Source organism: Microvirga sesbaniae, assembly GCF_025460805.1.
Classification (GTDB): Bacteria; Pseudomonadota; Alphaproteobacteria; order Rhizobiales; family Beijerinckiaceae; genus Microvirga; species Microvirga sesbaniae.
Map to the genome: position 1 here is coordinate 26,190 of NZ_JAMXFJ010000030.1, position 19,969 is coordinate 46,158.

General features: G+C 61.5%; 21 protein-coding genes and 1 pseudogene. 13 read left to right on the forward strand and 9 right to left on the reverse strand.

Going from position 1 to position 19,969, the window contains the following annotated elements; all coding sequences use genetic code 11:
• Window positions 1-52: 52 nt before the first annotated feature.
• Window positions 53-529: an Lrp/AsnC family transcriptional regulator gene (locus OCW50_RS25980; RefSeq protein ID WP_262299560.1), complete on the forward strand. Its 477-nt coding sequence runs from the start codon at window positions 53-55 to the stop codon at window positions 527-529.
• Window positions 530-607: 78 nt separating this feature from the next.
• Here OCW50_RS25980 and OCW50_RS25985 read toward each other — a convergent pair whose 3' ends face one another.
• Both OCW50_RS25985 and OCW50_RS25990 read right to left on the reverse strand, forming a co-directional pair.
• Window positions 608-1,387 (reverse strand): SDR family oxidoreductase, encoded by a 780-nt coding sequence (locus tag OCW50_RS25985; RefSeq protein WP_262299561.1) that lies wholly within the window; start codon window positions 1,385-1,387, stop codon window positions 608-610.
• The gene (locus OCW50_RS25990; protein ID WP_262299562.1) at window positions 1,384-1,707 is read right to left on the reverse strand and encodes a nuclear transport factor 2 family protein; all 324 of its coding nucleotides are present in this window, start codon (window positions 1,705-1,707) and stop codon (window positions 1,384-1,386) included. Before OCW50_RS25990 ends, OCW50_RS25985 begins: the two co-directional genes overlap by 4 nt.
• Window positions 1,708-1,812: 105 nt before the next feature.
• Between OCW50_RS25990 and OCW50_RS25995 the strand changes: the two genes are divergently transcribed.
• Complete coding sequence (locus OCW50_RS25995) at window positions 1,813-2,715, forward strand: LysR family transcriptional regulator (protein WP_262299563.1); 903 nt, start codon at window positions 1,813-1,815, stop codon at window positions 2,713-2,715.
• Window positions 2,716-2,736: 21 nt separating this feature from the next.
• Here the strand turns inward: OCW50_RS25995 and OCW50_RS33480 are convergent, their stop codons facing one another.
• From OCW50_RS33480 to OCW50_RS26010, 3 genes and pseudogenes are all read right to left on the reverse strand, one after another.
• Complete coding sequence (locus OCW50_RS33480; protein ID WP_373371514.1) at window positions 2,737-2,979, reverse strand: GNAT family N-acetyltransferase; 243 nt, start codon at window positions 2,977-2,979, stop codon at window positions 2,737-2,739.
• A gap of 461 nt (window positions 2,980-3,440) precedes the next feature.
• Complete coding sequence (locus OCW50_RS26005; RefSeq protein WP_262299565.1) at window positions 3,441-3,893, reverse strand: alpha/beta fold hydrolase; 453 nt, start codon at window positions 3,891-3,893, stop codon at window positions 3,441-3,443.
• A 105-nt stretch (window positions 3,894-3,998) separates the two neighbouring features.
• Window positions 3,999-4,708 (reverse strand): annotated as a pseudogene (locus OCW50_RS26010) (IS6 family transposase).
• A 490-nt stretch (window positions 4,709-5,198) separates the two neighbouring features.
• On the opposite strand from OCW50_RS26010, the gene OCW50_RS26015 reads away from it, so the two are divergent.
• The 8 genes from OCW50_RS26015 to OCW50_RS26050 are packed head-to-tail and all read left to right on the forward strand — an operon-like array spanning window position 5,199 to window position 12,240.
• On the forward strand, window positions 5,199-5,612 hold the full coding sequence (locus tag OCW50_RS26015) for a Rieske (2Fe-2S) protein (protein WP_262299566.1): 414 nt from the start codon (window positions 5,199-5,201) through the stop codon (window positions 5,610-5,612).
• 25 nt (window positions 5,613-5,637) lie between these two features.
• Window positions 5,638-6,591, forward strand: a complete 954-nt coding sequence (locus OCW50_RS26020) for a carbohydrate ABC transporter permease (RefSeq protein ID WP_262299567.1) — start codon at window positions 5,638-5,640, stop codon at window positions 6,589-6,591.
• Complete coding sequence (locus OCW50_RS26025; protein WP_262299568.1) at window positions 6,588-7,430, forward strand: carbohydrate ABC transporter permease; 843 nt, start codon at window positions 6,588-6,590, stop codon at window positions 7,428-7,430. Before OCW50_RS26020 ends, OCW50_RS26025 begins: the two co-directional genes overlap by 4 nt.
• A gap of 34 nt (window positions 7,431-7,464) precedes the next feature.
• Window positions 7,465-8,538 carry an amidohydrolase family protein gene (locus OCW50_RS26030; RefSeq protein ID WP_262299569.1) on the forward strand — a complete coding sequence of 358 codons (1,074 nt, stop codon included), beginning with the start codon at window positions 7,465-7,467 and terminating at the stop codon, window positions 8,536-8,538.
• Complete coding sequence (locus OCW50_RS26035) at window positions 8,535-9,644, forward strand: amidohydrolase family protein (RefSeq protein ID WP_262299570.1); 1,110 nt, start codon at window positions 8,535-8,537, stop codon at window positions 9,642-9,644. The genes OCW50_RS26030 and OCW50_RS26035 overlap by 4 nt, the downstream gene beginning before the upstream one ends.
• 12 nt (window positions 9,645-9,656) lie before the next feature.
• Window positions 9,657-10,652 carry a dihydroxyacetone kinase subunit DhaK gene (locus OCW50_RS26040; protein ID WP_262299571.1) on the forward strand — a complete coding sequence of 332 codons (996 nt, stop codon included), beginning with the start codon at window positions 9,657-9,659 and terminating at the stop codon, window positions 10,650-10,652.
• Entirely contained in the window at window positions 10,649-11,257 is a 609-nt protein-coding gene (locus OCW50_RS26045; RefSeq protein WP_262299572.1) for a dihydroxyacetone kinase subunit L, read from the forward strand. Before OCW50_RS26040 ends, OCW50_RS26045 begins: the two co-directional genes overlap by 4 nt.
• Before the next feature lie 20 nt (window positions 11,258-11,277).
• Window positions 11,278-12,240, forward strand: a complete 963-nt coding sequence (locus tag OCW50_RS26050) for a PDR/VanB family oxidoreductase (RefSeq protein ID WP_262299573.1) — start codon at window positions 11,278-11,280, stop codon at window positions 12,238-12,240.
• 66 nt (window positions 12,241-12,306) lie between these two features.
• On the opposite strand, the gene OCW50_RS26055 is transcribed toward OCW50_RS26050, so the two are convergent.
• The 4 genes from OCW50_RS26055 to OCW50_RS26070 all read right to left on the reverse strand — a co-directional run bounded on the left by OCW50_RS26055 (window position 12,307) and on the right by OCW50_RS26070 (window position 17,037).
• Window positions 12,307-13,650: an ABC transporter substrate-binding protein gene (locus OCW50_RS26055; RefSeq protein ID WP_262299574.1), complete on the reverse strand. Its 1,344-nt coding sequence runs from the start codon at window positions 13,648-13,650 to the stop codon at window positions 12,307-12,309.
• A gap of 341 nt (window positions 13,651-13,991) precedes the next feature.
• Window positions 13,992-14,774 (reverse strand): SDR family oxidoreductase, encoded by a 783-nt coding sequence (locus tag OCW50_RS26060; RefSeq protein ID WP_262299575.1) that lies wholly within the window; start codon window positions 14,772-14,774, stop codon window positions 13,992-13,994.
• A gap of 10 nt (window positions 14,775-14,784) precedes the next feature.
• Entirely contained in the window at window positions 14,785-15,768 is a 984-nt protein-coding gene (locus OCW50_RS26065) for an aldo/keto reductase (protein WP_262299576.1), read from the reverse strand.
• Window positions 15,769-15,933: 165 nt separating this feature from the next.
• The gene (locus tag OCW50_RS26070) at window positions 15,934-17,037 is read right to left on the reverse strand and encodes a LacI family DNA-binding transcriptional regulator (protein WP_262299577.1); all 1,104 of its coding nucleotides are present in this window, start codon (window positions 17,035-17,037) and stop codon (window positions 15,934-15,936) included.
• Between the two features lie 388 nt (window positions 17,038-17,425).
• Between OCW50_RS26070 and OCW50_RS26075 the strand changes: the two genes are divergently transcribed.
• From OCW50_RS26075 to OCW50_RS26085, 3 genes are all read left to right on the forward strand, one after another.
• Window positions 17,426-18,745 carry a mandelate racemase/muconate lactonizing enzyme family protein gene (locus OCW50_RS26075; protein WP_373371515.1) on the forward strand — a complete coding sequence of 440 codons (1,320 nt, stop codon included), beginning with the start codon at window positions 17,426-17,428 and terminating at the stop codon, window positions 18,743-18,745.
• Window positions 18,746-18,805: 60 nt separating this feature from the next.
• Window positions 18,806-19,558, forward strand: a complete 753-nt coding sequence (locus OCW50_RS26080; protein ID WP_262299579.1) for a ribonuclease activity regulator RraA — start codon at window positions 18,806-18,808, stop codon at window positions 19,556-19,558.
• Window positions 19,559-19,617: 59 nt separating this feature from the next.
• On the forward strand, window positions 19,618-19,969 hold a 352-nt coding region (locus tag OCW50_RS26085; RefSeq protein WP_315974479.1), incomplete at its 3' end, for an ABC transporter ATP-binding protein.

Below are 19,969 nucleotides of genomic sequence, written 5' to 3' on the forward strand. Positions count from 1 at the left end.
CGGGCGGAGATCGCGGTATATCTGCTCATCGTTGACCATTTACGGCTCCATGATGGAAGAATCTTCCAATTCCGCTCTCGATCGCACCGATGTCAGGATCCTGCGGGCCCTTCAGGCCGATGGAAGGCTGACCAACGCCGAGCTCGCCGCGCGCGTGAACGTCAGTCCCGCGACCTGTCATCGGCGGACGCAGCGCCTGTTCGACGACGGGTTCATCACGGGCGTTCGGGCGGAGGTCGCGCCGTCCCTGGTCGGGCTGGGCACGCTCGTGATGGTCGGGGTCGTGCTCGACCGTTCGACGCCCGAGAGCTTTGCTGCCTTTGAGGGCGCGGTGCTCGGCATGAAGGATGTTCTCGACTGCAATCTGGTGGCGGGCGACTTCGACTACCTGTTGAAGATCCGTGTCCGTGACATGGAGGATTTCAACACGCTGCACGGGCAGAAGCTGATCGCTCTGCCGGGTGTGCGCCAGACGCGAACCTTCTTCGTCATGAAGGCCGTCAAGGAGAATGCTCATTTGCCGTTCTGAGGGCGCGCGCACCGAGGTCCGATCGTCCGCGGAGTGGCTTCCGGCGCGAGGACCGCCATGGGGCGGCCGCGCCGTCGCTCAAGCGGTGGGAATGGTCCCACCGTCGATGACGTACTCGGTGCCGGTGATCGTCCCCGCGCGGTCCGAAGCCAGGAAGGCGATCAGGCTCGCCACCTCCTCGGGCGTCGAGGGCCGCCCGATTGGGATGCCGCCGAGCGAGCTCATGATGATGCGCTTGCCGCCCTCGTAATCGGTGCCCGCGTCCCGTGCCAGCCGCTCGGCCAGCCGCACCGACGCCTCGGTTTCGATCCAGCCCGGGGACACCCGCACCACGCGCACCCCCTTCGGCGAGACCTCCTTCGAGAGGCTCTTGCTGTAGGTCGAGAGAGCGGCCTTCGCGGCCGCATAGGCGGTCGTCGCCTCCGGCAGCGGCAGCTCCCGTTGGATGGACGTCACGTGGATGACGACTCCGCGACCCTGCTCGACCATCGCGGGCACGAGCGCGCGATCGAGCCGGACGGCCGCCATCAAGTTGAGATCGAGCTCCTTGGCCCATTCCGGGTCGCCCAGCGCCGCGAACCCGCCCGCCGGGGCGGAGGAGCCGCCCAGCATGTGGACCACGATATCGACCCCGCCCAGCCGTTCATGCGCTGCGGCCGCGAGGGCGGCGCAGCCCTCCGGGATCGTGAGGTCGGCGGCGACGAACAGGGACTCGGAGAGGCCGTCCGGCCGGGAGCGCGCCGCCGTCAGGACCCGCGCGCCGAGTTCGCGGAACAGCGCCACGGTGGCCGCGCCGGCGCCCCGCGTGCCGGAGGTGATGAGCGCTCTCTTCCCTTCGAGTGTGAGGAACCCGCTCATGCGCCGATCTCCAAACGCGCGATCCGGTCACCCTCGAGCCCGAACGCGAAGGTGAGCATCGCGGGACTGCCCGGGAATTGGCCGGTCACCCGGGCCCGGACGGTTCTGACGTCACCCTGCCCGGCGGCCTCGAGCGGCTCGATCACATGCCGATACTTGGCCTTCGCGCTGCGCCACCACAGGGAGATGGCCTGGTGCCCGGCATGGGTCCGGCCCTCGTCCGCCACCAGGGCGTCGGCCGCGAAGGCGTCGATCAGCGCGTCGCCGTCGCCTCGGCTGTCGGCGTCGAAATAGGTCTTGATCGGGAAAGGCAGGTCCATGGGGCTGCTCCTTTGGTGCGTGGGTGGTGTCCTGCTGATGTAGCCCTGGACACCTGCTCCGATAAGCGGGATAAACCTTGATGTGGTGTTTCGAAAATCAGGACAATGTACCGGCCAGGCTTGAACGATCTCGACGCGGTCGTCGCGGTCGCCCGCAAGGCCTCGTTCCGGGCCGCGGCGCTCGAACTGGGGATGTCGACGACCGCGCTCAGCAACGCCGTCGGCAAGCTTGAGGCCGACCTTGGCATCCGCCTGTTCAACCGGACGACGCGCAGCGTCTCCCTCACCGACGCGGGACGCCTGTTCATCGAACAGGTCGCCCCGGCCCTGCAGGATATTCACGGCGCCATGGAGGCGGTGCGGTTGCATCAGGCGACGCCGTCAGGCACGCTGCGCATCAACGCCTTCGCCATGGCGGCGCGCGAGATCCTCTCGCCGCTGGTGCTGGAGTTCCTGCGCCGCCACCCGAAGGTGCATGTCGATCTCGTCACCGAAGGGCGACTGGTCGACATCGTGGCCGAAGGCTTCGATCTCGGCGTGCGGGTCGCCGACCTGGTGCCCAGCGACATGATCGCGGTTTCGCTCGGGCGGCCGCAGCGCTATGCCGTCGTCGGCGCGCCGGCCTACATTGAGCGGCACGGGAAGCCGCAGGTTCCCCCTGACCTCCTCCGTCACCCGTGCATCCGTGTTCGCCTGCCCAACGGCGCCCTGTACCGATGGGAGTCCGAGAAAGGCGGCCAGAGGGTGCAGGTCGACGTGACCGGCCCGATCACCTTGGACGAAGCCAGCCTGGCCCGGACGGCCGTTCTCGAGGGCATCGGGTTCGGCTTCTTCATGGAACGGAACGTGCATGCCGAGATCGAGGCCGGACGGCTCATTCGCGTGCTGGAAGACTGGACGCCGCCTTTCGGCGGGCTCTGTCTCTACTATCCCGGGCGGCGCAATCCCTCGGCGGCCCTGAAGGCCTTTATCAGCCTAGCCCGCGAACTCAGTGCAACGTCAGGATAATGATCACCCACGCCAAAGTTGTTAGGCCGTCTTCATATGGATCAGCAGGAACGAGCGACCGCTTCCATCGCGTTCGGATCGACCGAGTTCCTGAAAATCGAGCCTTCTATAGAAGGCACGCGCACCCTCGTTTTGCTCATTAACATCGACTGTGAGAGCGCCTTCTCTTTCGCGAGCATACTGAACGAGCAGACGACCAATCCCTTTCCCATGCTGCCCTGGGGCGACAAACAAAGCATCGATCATGGCTCCTGTCATACCCATAAAGGCTACAGGAGCATCCGAGGTGTCAACTGCAACCCAGAACTCTGCATGGGGAAGTTAATCGTTGCGCACGAGGTTCGCATAAAACTCTATGTCGGCCTTACTCAGGAAGGCGTGAGTGGCCTGGACTGCTGAGTGCCAGATACTGAATAAGGTATCGAGGTCGCTGGCGCGGGACTGGCGAACAGTGAACATGGGTGGTTCGATAGACAAAACATTCCCTCATTCAATCCGGGCACCTAGCTCTTTAAGCGAGCCATATATCCGATAACGAGGCGGTATGGCATGCAAGAGCCTGCTCGGGGTCAAGGAGTAACGAACAGCGAATGAAATGAAAGTCTGCTCAGCGCTTCACGAGACGACCAAAGCGTTTTTTCCACGTCTGCCAGGAGTTGGCCTTTCCGGGGCCCAGGGTGAACCGGCCTTCAATTGCAGAGGCCACAACCGTCGCACCACCGCTCTTACATTGTGCGGTCGAGTTCCTCGACCACAGCCGAGAAAGCCTGAGCACTCTCCTGCGGCCAAAGATGACCGACACCCGGTACTTCCACGTGCCGGGCATGACGAATGCACCGTGCGGCAGCGCGTGACGGGATGGCGAAGACGGGTCTTGTCAACCTCCCGTGGACAACTGAGACCGGCATTCTCAATGTCGCGAGATCCTCACATGTGATGCTCGGTGGCGGCTCCTGAGCCATCAGGCGCGGCAGCGAGTGAAGGTTATCGCGGATGATCGCCTGGTACCCCCGGCTTTGGCGGTCTAAATAGCCCTCCCCACCGGAGCCGTCGATCATCAGGCGAGCGGCTTCTTCCATGTCGCCATTGTTTACGGCGGTGGCAATCGGTCCGTAGATGGCTTGGGCATCCCGGCCGAAGGCGGCCAGTTCCTCCGGAGCGGTGACATAACTCGGCACGCCCGGCTCGTAGACCATTACACGGCGGAACAGGTCCGGCCGGTACTGTCAAGTTGACGTAAACAGACGAAGCTATCGCTGGGGCAGTCATCACGCCAGCCCACATCAGTCGACGAGGGCAATACCAGTCGACTCGCGCCACGTAGCGAAGGCACGATCGCGAGCAGCGCGGTACTCACTGGCCGTGAGGCAATGGCGGCGGAGTTGGAAGTGGTTGTGGATCGGAGTGTGAGTGGCGAGAAATTGCTGGGCCTGCCGGACTGATTTGAACCGCCGCATGTGGCGCTCTCGTCTTCGGGTGGATTGGTGCGACACCTCACAGCGGTTGTTGAGATACCGGCTCTGCCGATGCTCAACACCCGGCAGGACCTCACGTTTCGCCGCACCATAGGATCCGAGTTTATCCGTCACGATGACCCTCGGCACGTAGCACAAGCCCTTCAGCAGCTTGCGAAAGAACCGCTTGGCCGCCTTCGTGTTCCGGCGGCTCTGGACCATCACGTCGAGCACGTTGCCATGCTGGTCAACAGCCCGCCAGAGGTAGTGCAGTTTGCCGCGGATGCGGACGAACACTTCATCCAGAAACCATTTGTTGCCGGGTTGCGGCCGACGGCGCTTCAGGGTCTTGGCGTAGGTTCGTCCGAAACGCAGGCCCCACGCGCGGATGGTCTCGTAGCTGACCACGATGCCTCGCGCCGCCAGGATCAGCTCGACCTCCCGCAAGCTCAGACTGAAGCAGTGATACAACCAGACGGCTTGGTGATGATCTCGGCCGGGAAGCCGTAGCCGCGGTACGGGTTAGACGTCGTGCTCATGCCCAGACCCTGTCACAGACCCGATCTCTGGCCAACTTGACAGTACCCTCCCGCTCCACCCCCCTCAGGCTGCGGACGCGGTGGAATCGCCTCATGGTACTCGGCGAACCCATCAGCCGGCTCGGTGGTAGCTTAAACCCGCTGAGCGACAGCAGGCGGCAGCCTCGCTGGTGGTATCGGGCGCGTGTCATGCTTGGTCTTGAGGAAGCGCCCGTTCCAGTGCGCAACAAGGCGCCGAGGTGACTGTCAGCAGTGCTGACGGTTAAATAAGAGCCGGAAGGATGTAAGCGGAGCCCATGCTCCTCCCAGCTCCCAAGCTGCTGGATTCAAAACACAAAGCTCAATTTGTTAGGTTCGGTTATGCTCGCATCGCTTCCTAACGACTAGATCTTAAGAATAAATAACTCCTAACTTGCGCATGTGTTTGCTTTTTGATAGGGTTTACCTAACAAAACATAACAACGCTTAAGGCGGCGTGGAGGAAACATCGGTGAGTAAGCACGTCGTGGCTCCCGTCACGGAATTTTTGGACGGAACCCACAGGCTGGTCCACATCAACGGTCGGACGATCGCCGTCTTCAACATCGACGGCGAGTTCTTTGGGATTGCCAACGCGTGCCCGCATCAGGGAGGCAGCCTTTGCGACGGCCATCTCGGCAGCCTCGTCACCTCCGACTCTCCCGGGCAATACCGCCTCGAGAGAAAAGGCGAAATCCTCCGCTGCCCCTGGCACGGTTGGGAATTCGACATCCGGTCAGGCCAGTCCTGGTGCGACCCAAAGAGGATCCGTACCCGGAGCTACCAGGTCGACGTGAAAGAGGGCTTTGAACTAGTGAAGGGGCCCTATGTCGCCGACACGTTTACGGTGTCGGTCGAAGACCGATATGTCGTCATCGAGGCTTGAAGCCACAAACAGGCAGGAGATTGCCTTGGACCAACGCGTCAGTTCCTACGTGCTCGATGTGCCTGAGAGGGACTTGAGAAAGTCCACCAGCAAGCGTTTCGGAAGCACATTGTCGTCTTGGGTCGACAGACACTTTGCCGTCCTGACGGTCATGCCGACGCTGACCGTCACGATTCTCGTCTTCGGCCTGCCTCTGGTCCTCTCCCTGATATTGAGCTTTCAGGGTTGGAACGCACAGCAAAGCCTGTTCGGCGGCCGCTTCGTTGGATTTGCCAACTATATCGATCTTTTCAGCGATCCCCAGTTCACCCAGGCCCTGTGGCTCACCATCGCCTACACGGTGATCACTGTCTTCCTGGAGCTGGCGATCGGATTGGGAGTGGCACTCCTGCTCAACAAGGATGTTCCCTTCGTCAAGGCGTTCCGCACCGCTCTGATCGTTCCGATGATGATCACGCCGATCGTCGCGTCAATGTGCTGGAAGCTGTTGCTCGATCCGAATTACGGTATCGTCGATTACTTCATCGGCAGCCCGCTCCTCTGGCTCGGCGATCCGACGTTGGCGAGGATTTCCGTCGGGTTCGTGAATGTGTGGCAGAATGCTCCATATGTTGCGATCCTGCTCCTGGCTGGCCTGCGGTCCCTACCATCCGAACCCATCGAGGCCGCGGCTATCGACGGTGCCACCCGCTTCCAGATCTTCCGGCATGTGACTTTCCCGCTTCTCACCCCGTACATCGTTGTCGCCCTGCTGCTGCGGACCATCTTTGAATTCCGCACATTCGATAATGTCTGGGTCATGACGGGCGGCGGCCCCGCCGATGCCACGAAGCTTCTGTCGGTCTACACCTTCATGACGTCCTTCTTTGCCTTCGATATGAGCCTCGGCGCTGCCGCATCGTGGATCATGTTGCTCATCGTCTTCGTCTTCTGCGTCCTCTTCGTCGCAGCATCCCGTCGCAAGGAGAACGCCCTATGAGCGTCGCAACGAGCCGCCGGAAACGCCTCATCGGCATCAGCCTTACTTATTTCGGGCTGATCATGCTGCTGGTCGTTTTCATTGGACCGCTCCTGTGGGTCCTCGGATTGTCACTCAAGACCCGCGCGCAGATCTTCGTCACCCCGCCGGTTCTGGTCTGGGCGCCGACATTCGAGCACTACGCCAGAGTTTTGACGCAGGCTGATTTCATCGCGTCCTTCATGAACAGCCTGACCGTGACGTCGGCATCGGTTGCCCTGTCCCTGGTGATCGGCGTCCCGGCCTCCTATGTCTTCGCACGGTTCCGGTTCTTCGGCAGCGGCGCAATGTTCTATACTCTGCTCCTCATGCGGATGCTTCCACCTGTGGCCATCCTGCTGCCGATCTTCATCCTGTTCACCCGCCTTGGATTGGCCAACAGCCGGATCGGCCTGATCATTGCCTATACGACGTTCAGTCTTCCCCTCATTGTGTGGATCATGCGCGACTTCTTCGAAGGATTGCCGAACGAGCTCGAAGAAGCCGCCTATATCGACGGAGCTTCGCGCATGACGACGTTCTTGCGCATCGTGCTCCCTCTTGCGCGGCCCGGCATCGTCACCGCATCCATTCTGTGCCTGCTTCTCGCCTGGAACGACTTCATTTTCGCGGCCATCCTGACCAACAACGCCACACGCACGTTGCCCGTTCTCATGGCGACCTATGCAGGGGCGGAGACGGGGACGGATTGGGGATCGATGACGGCCTCGGGTGTACTCGTGGTCATCCCGGTGATCATCTTCTCCCTTATGGTGCAGCGCCATCTGGTGGCGGGCCTCTCGGCCGGCAGCGTGAAATAGGCTGGCGCTCACGACGCCGGCGAAGGAGCCCGAGATGCATGCTACACTGACATCGGGTGCGATCGATTGCGATCTTCATCCGGCCGTGCCGACCATCAAGGCTCTGATGCCCTATTTGGAAGAGCATTGGCAGGATGCGTTCATCGCACGCGGCATCGATCACTTCAATCCGATGAGCTACCCGCCCAATGCTCCGCTGACCTGCCGACCGGATTGGAGGGAACCCGGTGTCTTTCCGGGCAGTGACTTAACGGCCCTGCAGAAGAACGCCCTTGACGCCTTCGGCACGCGCTATGCGATCTGCAACACCGTCTATGGCGGGCAGATCGCCACGAGCGAAACCATGGGGGCCGCCATGTGCCAGGCGGTCAACGACTGGATCAGGGCCGAATGGCTCGACCGAGATCACCGCCTGCGGGCGTCGATTGTCGTTCCCCCGCAGGATCCCGCCGCGGCCGTGGAGGAGATCGAGCGTTGCGCGGTCGATCAACGCTTCGTCCAGATCATGCTTCCCGTCGGCGTCGAGATGATGCTGGGGCGCAAGTTCTACTGGCCGATCTACGAGGCCGCTCAGCGGCACAATCTCCCGGTCGGGCTCCATGCCGGCCTGATGTACCGCTTCGCCCCGACTTCGACCGGCTGGCCGTCGCACTATCTGCAGGACTACGCGAGCATCACGCAGACATTCGAGGACCAGCTGCTGAGCCTCGTCTCACAGGGCGTGTTCTCCAAATTCGAGGATCTGACGGTGGTCCTGATCGAATCCGGTGTCACATGGCTTCCGGGCTTTCTCTGGCGCGCGGTGAAAACCTGGCGCGGAGTGCGTCCCGAAGTTCCGTGGGTGAAGGAGTCTCCTGCCGAGACCATCCGCCGACACGTCCGGCTCACGGCGCAGCCCATCGATGCGCCGGCCGATGGCGCTCAGCTCGGGCGGATCATGGATCAGATCGGAAGCGACGATATGCTGCTTTTCGCAACCGATTTTCCCCATTGGCAATTCGACGGCCGCGAGGTCCTGCCCCCGGGACTCCCGGACCGGCTGGTCGAGAAGATCATGATCGAGAACCCGTTGAGAACGTACACCCGGCTGGAGGGGACAGTTCAATGACCCTGCACTCGAACACGCTCGATCATGCGTCCGCAACCCGCAGCCGCCTCGGTGTCGTGGATTGTGACATCCATCCGACTCTGGCGCATCCTAAGGTGCTTCACCCTTACCTTTCGCAGGTTTGGCGAGATCACCTCGATCAATACGGAACATTCCAGCACACCATCTATGCCGGCCGAGGCACCTACCCTCGCTTCACGCCCAACACTGCACGGCGGGATGCCTGGCCGCCAGCGGGAGGACCTCCCGGCTCGGATCTTGCTTTCATGCAAAGCCAGCACCTGGACCCGCACGACATCGCGTTCGGCATCCTGGAACCACTGGTCGAGGCCAATGTCACCCGCAACACCGACCTCTCGACTGCCATGTGCGCCGCGGTGAACGAGTGGCAGCTCGATGTCTTCGCATCGAAGGAGCCGCGGCTGAAGGCGTCGATCCTCATCTGCGCGGAGGACGCCGCAGGGGCCGTGGAAGAAATCGAGAAACATGCAGGGGATCGGCGGTTCGCCCAGGTGCAGCTCGGCGCTCGCTCCCTCGAGCCCATTGGGAGAAAGCGATATTGGCCGATCTTTGCGGCAGCGCAAGCCGCAGGTCTTCCCCTCGGCTTCCATGTCGGCGGCCCGTCGGGGTACGCACCCTCCGCCAGCGGCTGGCCCTCCTTCTATGTCGAAGACCATCATGTCCTGATCCATGGTGCCCAGGCACAGGTGACGAGCATGATCCTGGAAGGCGTCTTCGAGCTGTTCCCGAAAACGCGGATCGTGATGATCGAGAACGGCTTCGCCTGGGCTCCTCCTCTCTCATGGCGTCTGGACCGGTTGTGGTCGCGTATGCGCAGCGAGGTCCCCCACGTGAAGCGCCCTCCTTCGGAATACATGCGTGAGCATGTCTGGTTCGCAACGCAACCGGTGGAGGAGCCGGAGCGGCGGGAGGATCTGCGGGCCCTCTTCGACTGGATCGGGTGGGATCGCATGATGTTCTCCTCCGATTACCCGCATTGGGATTTCGATGATCCCAAGCGCGCGATCCAAATGCCCATGTCGGAAGCGGAGAAAGCGATGCTGTTCCGCGACAATGCCATGGCCTTCTACAACCTCGCTGCCTAGAGACACACATCCATGAAGAAGCTGCTGAATGCGCCCACGGCCTATGTCGATGAGGTGCTTGACGGTCTCACTCTCGCTCATCCCTCGCTCGTGCGTGACGGCACTGCCGGTCGGGTCATCCGTCGCGCGAGCGGTATCCAATCTGGAAAGGTCGGCATCGCATCGGGCGGCGGCTCCGGCCACCTGCCTCTCTTCACCGGCTATGTGGGGTCGGGCCTGATCGATACCTGCGCGATCGGCAATGTGTTCGAGGGCCCCAATATCGACTCCTGCATGGATGCCATCCGCTTGGCCAATGGCGGGCGAGGCGTGCTCCGTCTCTACGGGAACTACGGTGGCGACCGCATGAATTTCGACATGGCGGGTGAGTTCCTGGAGGAAGAGGGAATCCGCACCACCACGGTGCTCGGCACCGATGACATCGCGAGTGGAACCCGGTACGAGCGACAGAAGCGCCGCGGTGTCGCAGGCCTGATCTACGCCTACAAGGCCGCAGGTGCGAAGGCGGAAGAAGGTGCCGACCTCGATGAGGTCACGCGCATTGCCCTCAAGGCGGTCGACGCGACGCGCACGATCGGCGTTGCTCTTGCTCCCTGCCGGGTGCCGACAGCCGATCGGACGACCTTCAGCCTTGCCGAGGATGAGATCGAAATGGGGATGGGCATCCATGGCGAACCAGGCATCTGGCGGGATAAGCTTAAATCTGCCGATGCGGTGGTTGACGAGATGATCGATCGCCTTCTCTCTGACCAACCCGTGACCACCGGGCGGGTTTCCCTCCTCGTCAACGGCCTCGGTGCGACGCCGCTGGAGGAATTGCTCATCCTCTACCGCCGGGCCGCCGAGCGCCTGCGGCAGGCCAGGATCGAAATCGTACAGCCACTCGTCGGCAATTATGTGACCTCGATGGAGATGGCAGGGGCTTCGATCAGCCTTCACGCCATCGACGACGAACTTGCAACGCTCCTGGCAGCGCCGGCCGATTGCCCGTTCTGGAGGGTCCCATGACCGCCATTACGATACAGCACATCGCTGCCGCCGTCAGCAGCGCGAAGGTGGCCATGGGCGACCTCGAGCAGGTCCTGAACGAAGCGGATTCCAAGCTCGGCGATGGAGACACGGGCAGCATGCTCGCCCGCCTGATCGACCGGCTCGCGGAGGCTGACACCGCGACGGAGCCTTCCATAAGCGATGCGTTCAGCAAGCTCGCCCGCGCTGCCATGGGAGCGACCGGGTCGAGCCTCGGCACTCTCCTCGCCACAGGCCTCATGACGGCATCGCGAATGACGAAGGGGCGCGAGGCGATCCCCTGGTCCGAGCTAGCCCCGCTTCTGTTGGCGTCCCGCGATGCGATGATGGCGCGCGGTGGCGCGAAGCTCGGCGACAAAACCGTTCTTGATGCCATTCACGAAGTCGCCCTCGCGGCCGAGGGACTGAACGACCGGGTGTCCGTCGCTCAGTCGGCGAAACAGGCGGGGCAGGTCGTTCTCGAGCGCTTCTTCAACGAGAGTTGCAAGGTCGGCCGCGCTCGCATGTTCGCGGAGAAGAGCGTCGGGATGCATGATCCCGGAATGCTCGCCTTCGTCAGACTCGTCGATGCAGTCGCCAGATAGCCTGGGAGATTGGCGGCACAATGGAACGAGCCACTTTCCCGGTGATCGTCACGGCTGTGACCGCGGAAACCGAGACGGTCAACAGCTACGAACTTTCGGCCGTCGACACTGACACACTCCCTGCCTTCTCGGCCGGATCGCATATCGACCTGCATCTCGGAAATGGCTTGGTCCGCAGCTATTCGCTTGTGAACTGCCAATCCGAAAGACGCCGCTACGTGATCGGGGTCCATCGCGATGCCGAGGGTCGTGGCGGATCGCGGCTCGTGCATGACAGTCTGCATGTCGGCCAAACCGTTGTTCTGAGCGGCCCGCGCAACAATTTTCCACTGCGTGAAGATGCCCGCCATACGGTGCTTATGGGGGGCGGCATCGGGATCACCCCGCTCCTTGCGATGATGACGCGCTTATCCAAGCTCGGGCGGCCCTACGAAGTTCATTATGTAGCCCGTACCCGGTCAAGCGCCCCTTTCCTCAATCGGATCGCCGAGCTCCGCAAGTCAGCAGGAGCCGATATCCGTGTCTCCTTCAGCCAGGAAGAACCCGCCACGCGTCCCGACATTGCGAGCATCGTGAATTCTGCGCCGGATGATGCGCACCTCTATTGTTGCGGTCCAAGCTCCCTGCTCGAAGCATTCAAGGAGGCGACCGCCCGACGCCCGGCAGAGTTCGTCCACCTGGAGCATTTCGGATCGGCTGAAACGCCGACGAGGGAGGGAGAATTCCAGGTTGAGCTCGCGCGCTCGGGCGTCAAGCTGGATGTCAAGCCAGGACAGTCGATCCTCGACGTCCTGATCCAGGCCGGAATGGACGTCGCTTTCTCCTGTGAGCAAGGGGTCTGCGGCACCTGCGAGGTCGCGGTTCTGGAAGGCATTCCCGATCACCGAGACACATACCTGACGCCTTCCGAGCGTGAGAAGAATGCCTCGCTGATGATTTGCTGTTCGAGATCCTTTTCAGACAGGCTTGTGCTCGACCTTTGAGATATCTGAAATCACAAAAAATGCCCGGCGACACCGGGCACTTCTGTTATATCTCTGCAGACAGGATCAGTTCTGCCCGGTGCGGACCATCACACGCTTCCAATTGGACGCGACGTTCTCCATCGCCTGCTTGGCCGTGGTCTGTCCCAGCATAGCCTGGGAGATGCCGGAGCGCAGGTGCTGCTCGAAGGCGCCCCAGTTCGGATCACGCGGATTCATGACTGCCGTCTTCAGCGAGGCGGCGGACGCAGGAGCCCAGCCGTATTCCTGAATGATCATGGGATCGTTCAGGACGGATTGACGGGCCGGCGCGTTGCCCTTCTCCATCGAACGACGCGACCATTCGGGTCCCGTGATGTGCTGGACGAACTCCCAGGCCCATTCTTTGTTCTTCGTGTCCTTCGGCACGGCGAACGCCCAGCCGCCGTTGAGGCTCTTGGACTGCTCCGAGGTATTCATGCCGGGCACCACCGTCCAGTTCCACTTGCCTGCCGTCTTGGAGGACGGATTCCGGTTCAGAGGAGTCGCCGAGGCATTGACCGTCACGGCCATCGCATAGCGGTCATTCTGTCCGTTGGCGATGATCTCGTCCCACTCCCAGGTCACGGCATCCGGCGGTACGACCTTGTGCTTGGCGAGCAGGTCGCCATAGAACTGCAGCGCCTCGATCGCTTCCGGCTTGGTGACGAAGATCTCGCCCGTCTGCGGATCGTAGAGATCGCCGCCGGCGGAACGCAGCCATGGAAGGAAATGGTCGACGATGGCACCGCCTTGGCGCGCGCATGTCCCGAGCCCGAAACGGGTCCCGTTGCCCTGCTTGGTCAATGCCACGGCGGCTTCGAGAAGTTCTGGGAAGGTCTGCGGCGGCTTCGTGATCCCAGCTTGTTCCAGTAGCTCCTTTTGGTAGTGCAGGATATAAGTCGTGCTGCGATAGGGTACGCCGACATAGCGCTTTTCCTTCTCATGAAGGTATAGCTGCTTGACGCCCTCCGGAAAGTCGCCCCAGTTGAAGTCCGGATGCTTGTCGGCGGTCTTCTTGATGAGCTCCTGCACATCCTCGAGATAGGGGCCCATCCAGCCGACCTGGGAGGCACCGAGCTGGATCACGTCGATGGTATTGGAGCCACCCATCAGCTCCGCCTTCATGCGCGTCACCATCGCCTCATTGGGTAGCTGGGTGTATTCCACCTCGATTCCGTGCTGCTTTGTGAAGGCCGGAATGGCATCCTGGATGATCGTGCCCTTCCAAGGCGCACTGTCACCGACAACGAGCAGCTTAGCGGGCTTGCCCTGAGCATACGAGCGACGCGGAGACCCGATCGCCGCGAGACCAAAGCCGGCGGCGGCGGAAGCCATGAGCGTACGCCGTGTGATCACGCCATTTCGCGCGACATATGTTTCCTTGGACATTTCTTTCACTCCCTTCATGACCGTCTTCACCGCGATCATGCTTGTTATGAGGCTGACATATGCGGCTCTTGAGTGAGATCAGGGATAAACATCCTCTCTGCCGAGCCGGGACACCGCTTCACAATGTTAGGTTTTGTTAGGCGAATTCTACCGACGCCTAATCAAATCTGGCATCATCTCAAAATTAAGCAAGCTCCTTTTGTTGAATTGGCAGGGCAAAGGAAGATATTTTGTGGCCTAGAGGGTACGATTCACCTAACAAAAACCGCAACACTCGTTCTCCACGCAGTCCCCCATTTGAATGCGATGGTCCGACGCCGGACTGATGCGCGCCTAAGGCGTCAACGCAGCAGCGATTGACCTCCGTCGATCCAGATCGGCGTTCCGGTGATATGGCGCGATCGCGGGGAGGCGAGAAAAACCACCACGTCGGCCACGTCCTCGCTCTGCCCAGGCCTTCCTCCGGTAATGGGAATATCTCCGTCGGGCCAGACGACCGGAACACGCGCCTCGTCCACATTGCGTTTGAAGGTGTTGTCCGGAATGGCCGTATCGATTTGCCCCGGGCAGACGGCATTCACGCGGATGCGATGCTTGCCGAGCTCAAGGGCGAGTTGCTGTGCGAGAGCAAGTTGTGCCGCCTTCGTGGCCGAATAGGCACTCGCACCGGCCGTGGTGAAGGTGCGCGTGCCATTGATGGAGGACATGATGATGATGGATCCGCCGCCGGCCGCCTTGAGGTGAGGCACTGCGTAATGGAGCGTCAGGTAAGTCCCGCGCAGATTGATCGCGATGGTTTTGTCCCATTCATCCGGGCGCAGATCGTCGATCGGCGCCCAAACGCCATTGATTCCAGCATTGGCGACCACAATGTCGATCCTGCCGAAAGCCTCGACCGTCCGTGCGACAGCCTCTCGCATCCCATTCTCGAGAGCGACATCGGCGACGAGGGCGATGCCGCGCCCTCCCGCCCTCTCGATCTCGCTGACGGTTTGAAGCAGTTCGCTCTCGGTGCGCCCGATTGCGGCGACAGCAGCCCCCTCCTGGGCGAGCTTGATGGCTGAGGCTCTTCCGATGCCCGAGCCTGCACCCGTGACGAGCGCGACGGATTCCTGCAGTTCCATGTTCAGCTCCCTAGACAAACCCGTGCGGCTTATGCGGCACATAAGCCTTGGTCATGTCCTCGATATCCTCGGCGGTCAGAGTCACTTCCGTTGCAGTTACCGCATCGTCGATCTGACTTTCGCGGCTCACACCCACGATGGGAGCGGCGACCGCAGGCTGTGCCATGAGCCAGGCGAGCGCGATGCTGGCGCGCGGAACGCCATGGCGCCGGGCGACGGCTGCGGCCGCATCGATGATTTTGGCATCGACCTCCTCCGTGTCGCCATAAAGCACCGGCCGCAACAGATCGGTATTTTTGCGGACGCTCTCGGGCTCGCCCTGCTCGCGAGCCAGCAATCCGCGCGCGAGAGGCGCCCAGGGGATGAGACCGACCCCTTCGGCCTCGCACAGCGGCACCATTTCACGCTCCTCCTCGCGATTGAGGAGATTGTAGTGGTTCTGCATGGATACAAAGCGCGCATAGCCCTTGCGGTCGGACAGGTAGAGCGACTTGGCGAACTTCCAGGCATGCATGGAAGAGGCACCGATATAGCGAACCTTGCCGATCCTGACGAGGTCGGTCAGCGCCTCCAGGGTTTCCTCGATAGGCGTCGTGGGATCCCAACGGTGAATCTGGTACAGGTCCACATAGTCGGTCTGGAGACGACGCAGACTGTAGTCGATTTCCGTCATGATCGCCTTGCGCGAAAGGCCGGCGCCATTCGCCCCCGGCCGCATGCGGGTATTGACCTTGGTGGCGATTACCACGTCGTCACGCTTGGCATATTCCTTCAAGGCGCGCCCGACGATTTCCTCGCTCGATCCGAGCGAATAGCTATTCGACGTGTCGAAGAAGTTGATGCCGACGTCGAGGGCCTTCTTGATTAACGGCCGGCTCACGTCCTCAATCAAAGTCCACTTTGGCTCCCCCCTGTCCGGCTCGCCGAACGTCATGCACCCGAGGCAGATGCGCGAGACCTCCAGCCCGGTCCGTCCCAACTTCGTGTATTTCATGATGTGCCTCTTCTCCCTTGTTCAACTTGATTCCGGACGAAGCTCCGCCTTGTCCACAGAACGATGCCTGCGGAGCCATTCTCGGTGGACAATCAACGGACCGACTATGCGATCGTCACGCAGCCCGATCCGAGGCCGCCAATGACCATTCAAGCCATCGAAATTCTATCCGGCGGCCGCGAGGCACCTGGCGCGCCATTTGGTCGAGGTCGCCGGTCCCGTGGACTCCCGCTCGATCAGTTCCGAGACGAGAGCAATCCGCATGGGCGGCACGGTCCGGAAATCCGGATTGAGGGCTCGGTCGGCGATGCAGCGCATCATGGCGGCGCCCAGTTCCAATTGCGGCGTCCGAACAGTCGTAAGCCGAGGCACGACTTGTGAGGCGGAAATAAAGTCGTTGAATCCGACCACGGAAACGTCTTCCGGTACCCGCACGTCGAGGCGAGCGAGTTCGGAAATGACGTTCACGGCGATGCCGTCATGAGCACAGAACAACGCCGTCGGAGCACTGCCGGCGCGAAGATGGGCGAGGAAGGCTTCACGAAACCCGACCGACTCGTCGAACACGATGTCGTGCACCGTCGCGCCTTCGACCTCGCGCATGGCGTCGCGCAAACCACGGAAACGTTCGGCGCGCCCGAGAAGCTTCGCGTTGCCGTGCACGAAAGCGATCTCGCGGTGGCCCCGCGTCATTAGAAAGCGCCCGACGGCGACCCCGGCCTCCCAATCCGTCCCGACCACATGGTCGACAGGTTCCAGCGCACCAACATAGCCCGCACAGACGACAGGCAGGCCGATCTTCGCCGCGATTCCACTCAGTTCGGCCGGGTACGGCACAGCGAGAATGAGCCCCACAACCGTGCTGTCGATGCTCGCGGGGTCATTGAGATAACGCGCCTGACGGGGCACGACCGACAATCCGCGCCGCTCCCCTTCCATTTCGGCTCCGTGAAGCAGGTTGAGCCACAATTCACTGCTGACGGGGTCAACCTCCTGCCGAATAAACAGAACCTGCCCGTTTGTCTGCGCGAATTCCTGGCTCACACGATAGCCCATGCTGTGCGCAGCGCGCAGGACCCGGTCTCGCGTGGCCTTTCCCACTCCCGGTTTACCCGAGAGAGCGCGCGAGACTGAAAACTTCGACAGACCGAGCCGGTCGGCGAGATCCTGAATTGTGACGCGGCTTGAGCTCATGGATGCCCCAGATTGCGCTTTGAAAGCGCTGTTGTGAGCAGTTGGCGGAAGAGCGTCAAGCGCCTGCCCGGCCAAGAGCCCCGCGAGACGCAGGATCAGCAGCTCCTGTTATGCGGCTCTGCTAATGACCTAACATAAGCAAACAAAAAGTCAACCAACGCAGGAAGGCGATATCCTGAGAACATACGGGTGTTTGTGAGATAGCGGGCCCGTAAATGCATGCCATGAGATTTCCTTATTGCCCGTCCTGTTTGGTTATGGTAAGCAGCAAACATAACAAAACAAAACAGATCCTAATTCTGGGGAGGAAGGCCAGCACATCGGCCATCGCGCCAACAGGTTGCACCCCGCAGCGACCGGATGATTGACCGACCTCCCCGCCGACAGGCCGAGCGCCCGCAGTTTTTCGACGATTCCGACTCCGTATTCGCGCGCGAAACGGGACCTCCACAGGAGCATGAACGTGCTACATCAGAAGCCCACTTTGAACGCCGCCGAAGCCGTGGAGAATGCTGTCTCTACGTATTCCAGCCCGAGCGACCTGCGCATCACCGACATGCGCATCGCCGTGGTAACCGGCATCTGCTACTACCCGATCATCAAGATCGATACGAACCAAGGGATCTACGGGCTCGGTGAGGTGCGGGATGGCGGCCATCCCGAGAACGCGCTTCAGTTCAAGCACATGCTCATTGGGCAGAACCCCTGCAACGTCGACATGATCTTTTCGGCGATGCGTCGCTTCGGTGGACATGGCCGCGAGGGCGGCGGCGTTTCCGGGATCGAGATCGCCCTGTGGGATCTCATTGGCAAGGTCTACGGCGTCCCCTGCTATCAGTTCCTCGGAGGCAAGTACCGCGATCAGGTCCGCATCTATGGCGACACGCCCGCGCCGGATCTTCAGACCCCGGAGAACTACGCGGAAGCGGTCAAGAGCCGGGCCGATATGGGGCTCAGCTTCATCAAGTTCGACCTGCCCCCCCGCCTGTTCGAAACAGCGGAAGGTGCCCTCGTCGGCCAACCGACGAAGCACGAATATGATCTCGGTAGGGCTTGGCGCGTTCCGGGGCGGGGGCCGGGAGCACGCCTCAGCGAAAAGGGAGTTTCCGCGGCTGTCGATATCGTCGCTGCCGTTCGCGAGAAGGTCGGCCCCGGCATCTCACTGTGCATCGATCACTTCGGCGAAGGCTTCATGACCGCCGACGAGGCAATCCGCCTGGGTCGCGCCTTGGAGCCATTCAATCTCGCCTGGCTGGAGGATCCCCTGCCCTGGCACGATATCGCAGGGCACAAGAAGGTGGCCGACGCGTTGCAGACCCCGATTGCAGGAGGCGAGGACCTTTATCTCTGGGACGGATTCCGCGAGGCCATCGAGACAAATGCCTTTGACGTCCTGCATCCTGATCTCCTGACCTCCGGTGGGATGCTGGAGACGAAACGCATCGCCGATTACGGCGAGCGCTACGGCGTTGCCACGGCCCTGCATTGCTGCTGCTCGCCCATCGGCTTCATGGCCAATGTCCATTGCGGTGCGGCCATACCAAGCCTTCTCGCCGTCGAGCACCATGGCCTCGACATCCCGTTCTGGGCAGATCTCGTGACCGGCCTCGACCCCAGCTACATGGTTGATGGGTATGTCAAGGTTCCGGATGCCCCGGGGCTTGGCCTTGATCTCAATCACGAGGTCATCGAGGAGAACCTGCGCGTGAAGGGCACGATGTTTGCGCCGACCGATGCGTGGAACGCCAAGAAGCTCGGTTTCGAACGGGTGACGGCACGCTAGGCCCGTGCCGGAAATCCCAAAGCTCCTGAACATCACGTCGAAAATGAGGATACGCCGCCAATGATCGAAACAAAGGACATCAGCCGCCCTCCCAAGGAATGGTGCGAGGCGCTGGCCGAGATCGGTGCCGCAACCGCGAGCAGCACCTTGAGCCGGATGGGCATCCGCAACTCGCATATCTTCGGTCCGAAGGCCTGGACGAAGGGCAAGGCGATCGCCGGTCCCGCTTTGACTCTCCAGTTCATGCCGAAGCGCGAGGACCTTTACGGAGCCGATGAATATGCGGAGCCGGAGAAGCAGCTCCACCGTCATGTCCTTTACCACACTCAACCTGGCGACATTGTCGTGGTGGATGCGAGAGGCGACATGCGCAGCGGCATCTTCGGAGAAATGATGATGACATTTTTCCAGGGACGCGGTGGACAAGGGATCGTCGTCGATGGATGCCTGCGCGACATGCCCAACACCAAGCATCTTGATCTCGGCCTATGGATCAACGGCGTGACGCCGAACTTTCACACCCAGACCGAACTCATGCCGTTCGGCGTGAACGTTCCGATCGCATGCGGCGGAGTGCTGGTCATGCCGGGCGACATCATCGTGGCTGACGACGACGGTGCGGTGGTGGTGCCGGTCAAACTTGCGCCTGAGCTGATCAAGCAGGCCTCCCATCATCATGAGTGGGAGGAGTTTTCCAAAATCAAGCTTCTCCAGGGTGGCGACCTCAGGCGCTACTACCCGCTCTCCGAAGCGGCATGGCCGGAATACGAGGACTGGCTGCGGACGAACGGCAGGGCCGCTGATCCCGCATAAGATCAAGAGAGCAGAATGCTCCGTCGAACCGAGGAAACCCCAACAAAGGAGACGACGCCATGGCATCGGTAGTCATTCGCGACGCTAAGAAATCATATGGAGCCATGAACATCCTGCACGGGGTCTCCGTCGACGTCAAGGACGGCGATTTCGTTGTCCTGGTGGGTCCGTCCGGTTGCGGGAAGTCGACTCTGCTCCGCATGATTGCGGGCCTGGAAGATATCACATCAGGCGAGATCCGCATCGGACCCCAGGTTGTGAACGAGGTCCCCCCCAAGGATCGGGACATCGCCATGGTGTTCCAGAACTACGCGCTCTACCCGCACATGACGGTGGCCGACAACATGGCCTTCTCGCTCAAGCTCAAGCGGGCGCCCAAGAGCGAGATCAAGTCGCGGGTCGACCGCGCGG

What these genes read in the sequence shown, in the direction of transcription:
- OCW50_RS26080 (WP_262299579.1), top strand. Translation starts at nt 18,806, where the DNA reads ATGATCGAAACAAAGGACATCAGCCGCCCTCCCAAGGAATGGTGCGAG.
- OCW50_RS25985 (WP_262299561.1), bottom strand. Translation starts at nt 1,387, where the DNA reads ATGAGCGGGTTCCTCACACTCGAAGGGAAGAGAGCGCTCATCACCTCC.
- OCW50_RS25980 (WP_262299560.1), top strand. Translation starts at nt 53, where the DNA reads ATGGAAGAATCTTCCAATTCCGCTCTCGATCGCACCGATGTCAGGATC.
- OCW50_RS26060 (WP_262299575.1), bottom strand. Translation starts at nt 14,774, where the DNA reads ATGGAACTGCAGGAATCCGTCGCGCTCGTCACGGGTGCAGGCTCGGGC.
- OCW50_RS26050 (WP_262299573.1), top strand. Translation starts at nt 11,278, where the DNA reads ATGGAACGAGCCACTTTCCCGGTGATCGTCACGGCTGTGACCGCGGAA.
- OCW50_RS26055 (WP_262299574.1), bottom strand. Translation starts at nt 13,650, where the DNA reads ATGTCCAAGGAAACATATGTCGCGCGAAATGGCGTGATCACACGGCGT.
- OCW50_RS25995 (WP_262299563.1), top strand. Translation starts at nt 1,813, where the DNA reads ATGTACCGGCCAGGCTTGAACGATCTCGACGCGGTCGTCGCGGTCGCC.
- OCW50_RS26065 (WP_262299576.1), bottom strand. Translation starts at nt 15,768, where the DNA reads ATGAAATACACGAAGTTGGGACGGACCGGGCTGGAGGTCTCGCGCATC.
- OCW50_RS26035 (WP_262299570.1), top strand. Translation starts at nt 8,535, where the DNA reads ATGACCCTGCACTCGAACACGCTCGATCATGCGTCCGCAACCCGCAGC.
- OCW50_RS25990 (WP_262299562.1), bottom strand. Translation starts at nt 1,707, where the DNA reads ATGGACCTGCCTTTCCCGATCAAGACCTATTTCGACGCCGACAGCCGA.
- OCW50_RS26025 (WP_262299568.1), top strand. Translation starts at nt 6,588, where the DNA reads ATGAGCGTCGCAACGAGCCGCCGGAAACGCCTCATCGGCATCAGCCTT.
- OCW50_RS33480 (WP_373371514.1), bottom strand. Translation starts at nt 2,979, where the DNA reads ATGGGTATGACAGGAGCCATGATCGATGCTTTGTTTGTCGCCCCAGGG.
- OCW50_RS26045 (WP_262299572.1), top strand. Translation starts at nt 10,649, where the DNA reads ATGACCGCCATTACGATACAGCACATCGCTGCCGCCGTCAGCAGCGCG.
- OCW50_RS26040 (WP_262299571.1), top strand. Translation starts at nt 9,657, where the DNA reads ATGAAGAAGCTGCTGAATGCGCCCACGGCCTATGTCGATGAGGTGCTT.
- OCW50_RS26030 (WP_262299569.1), top strand. Translation starts at nt 7,465, where the DNA reads ATGCATGCTACACTGACATCGGGTGCGATCGATTGCGATCTTCATCCG.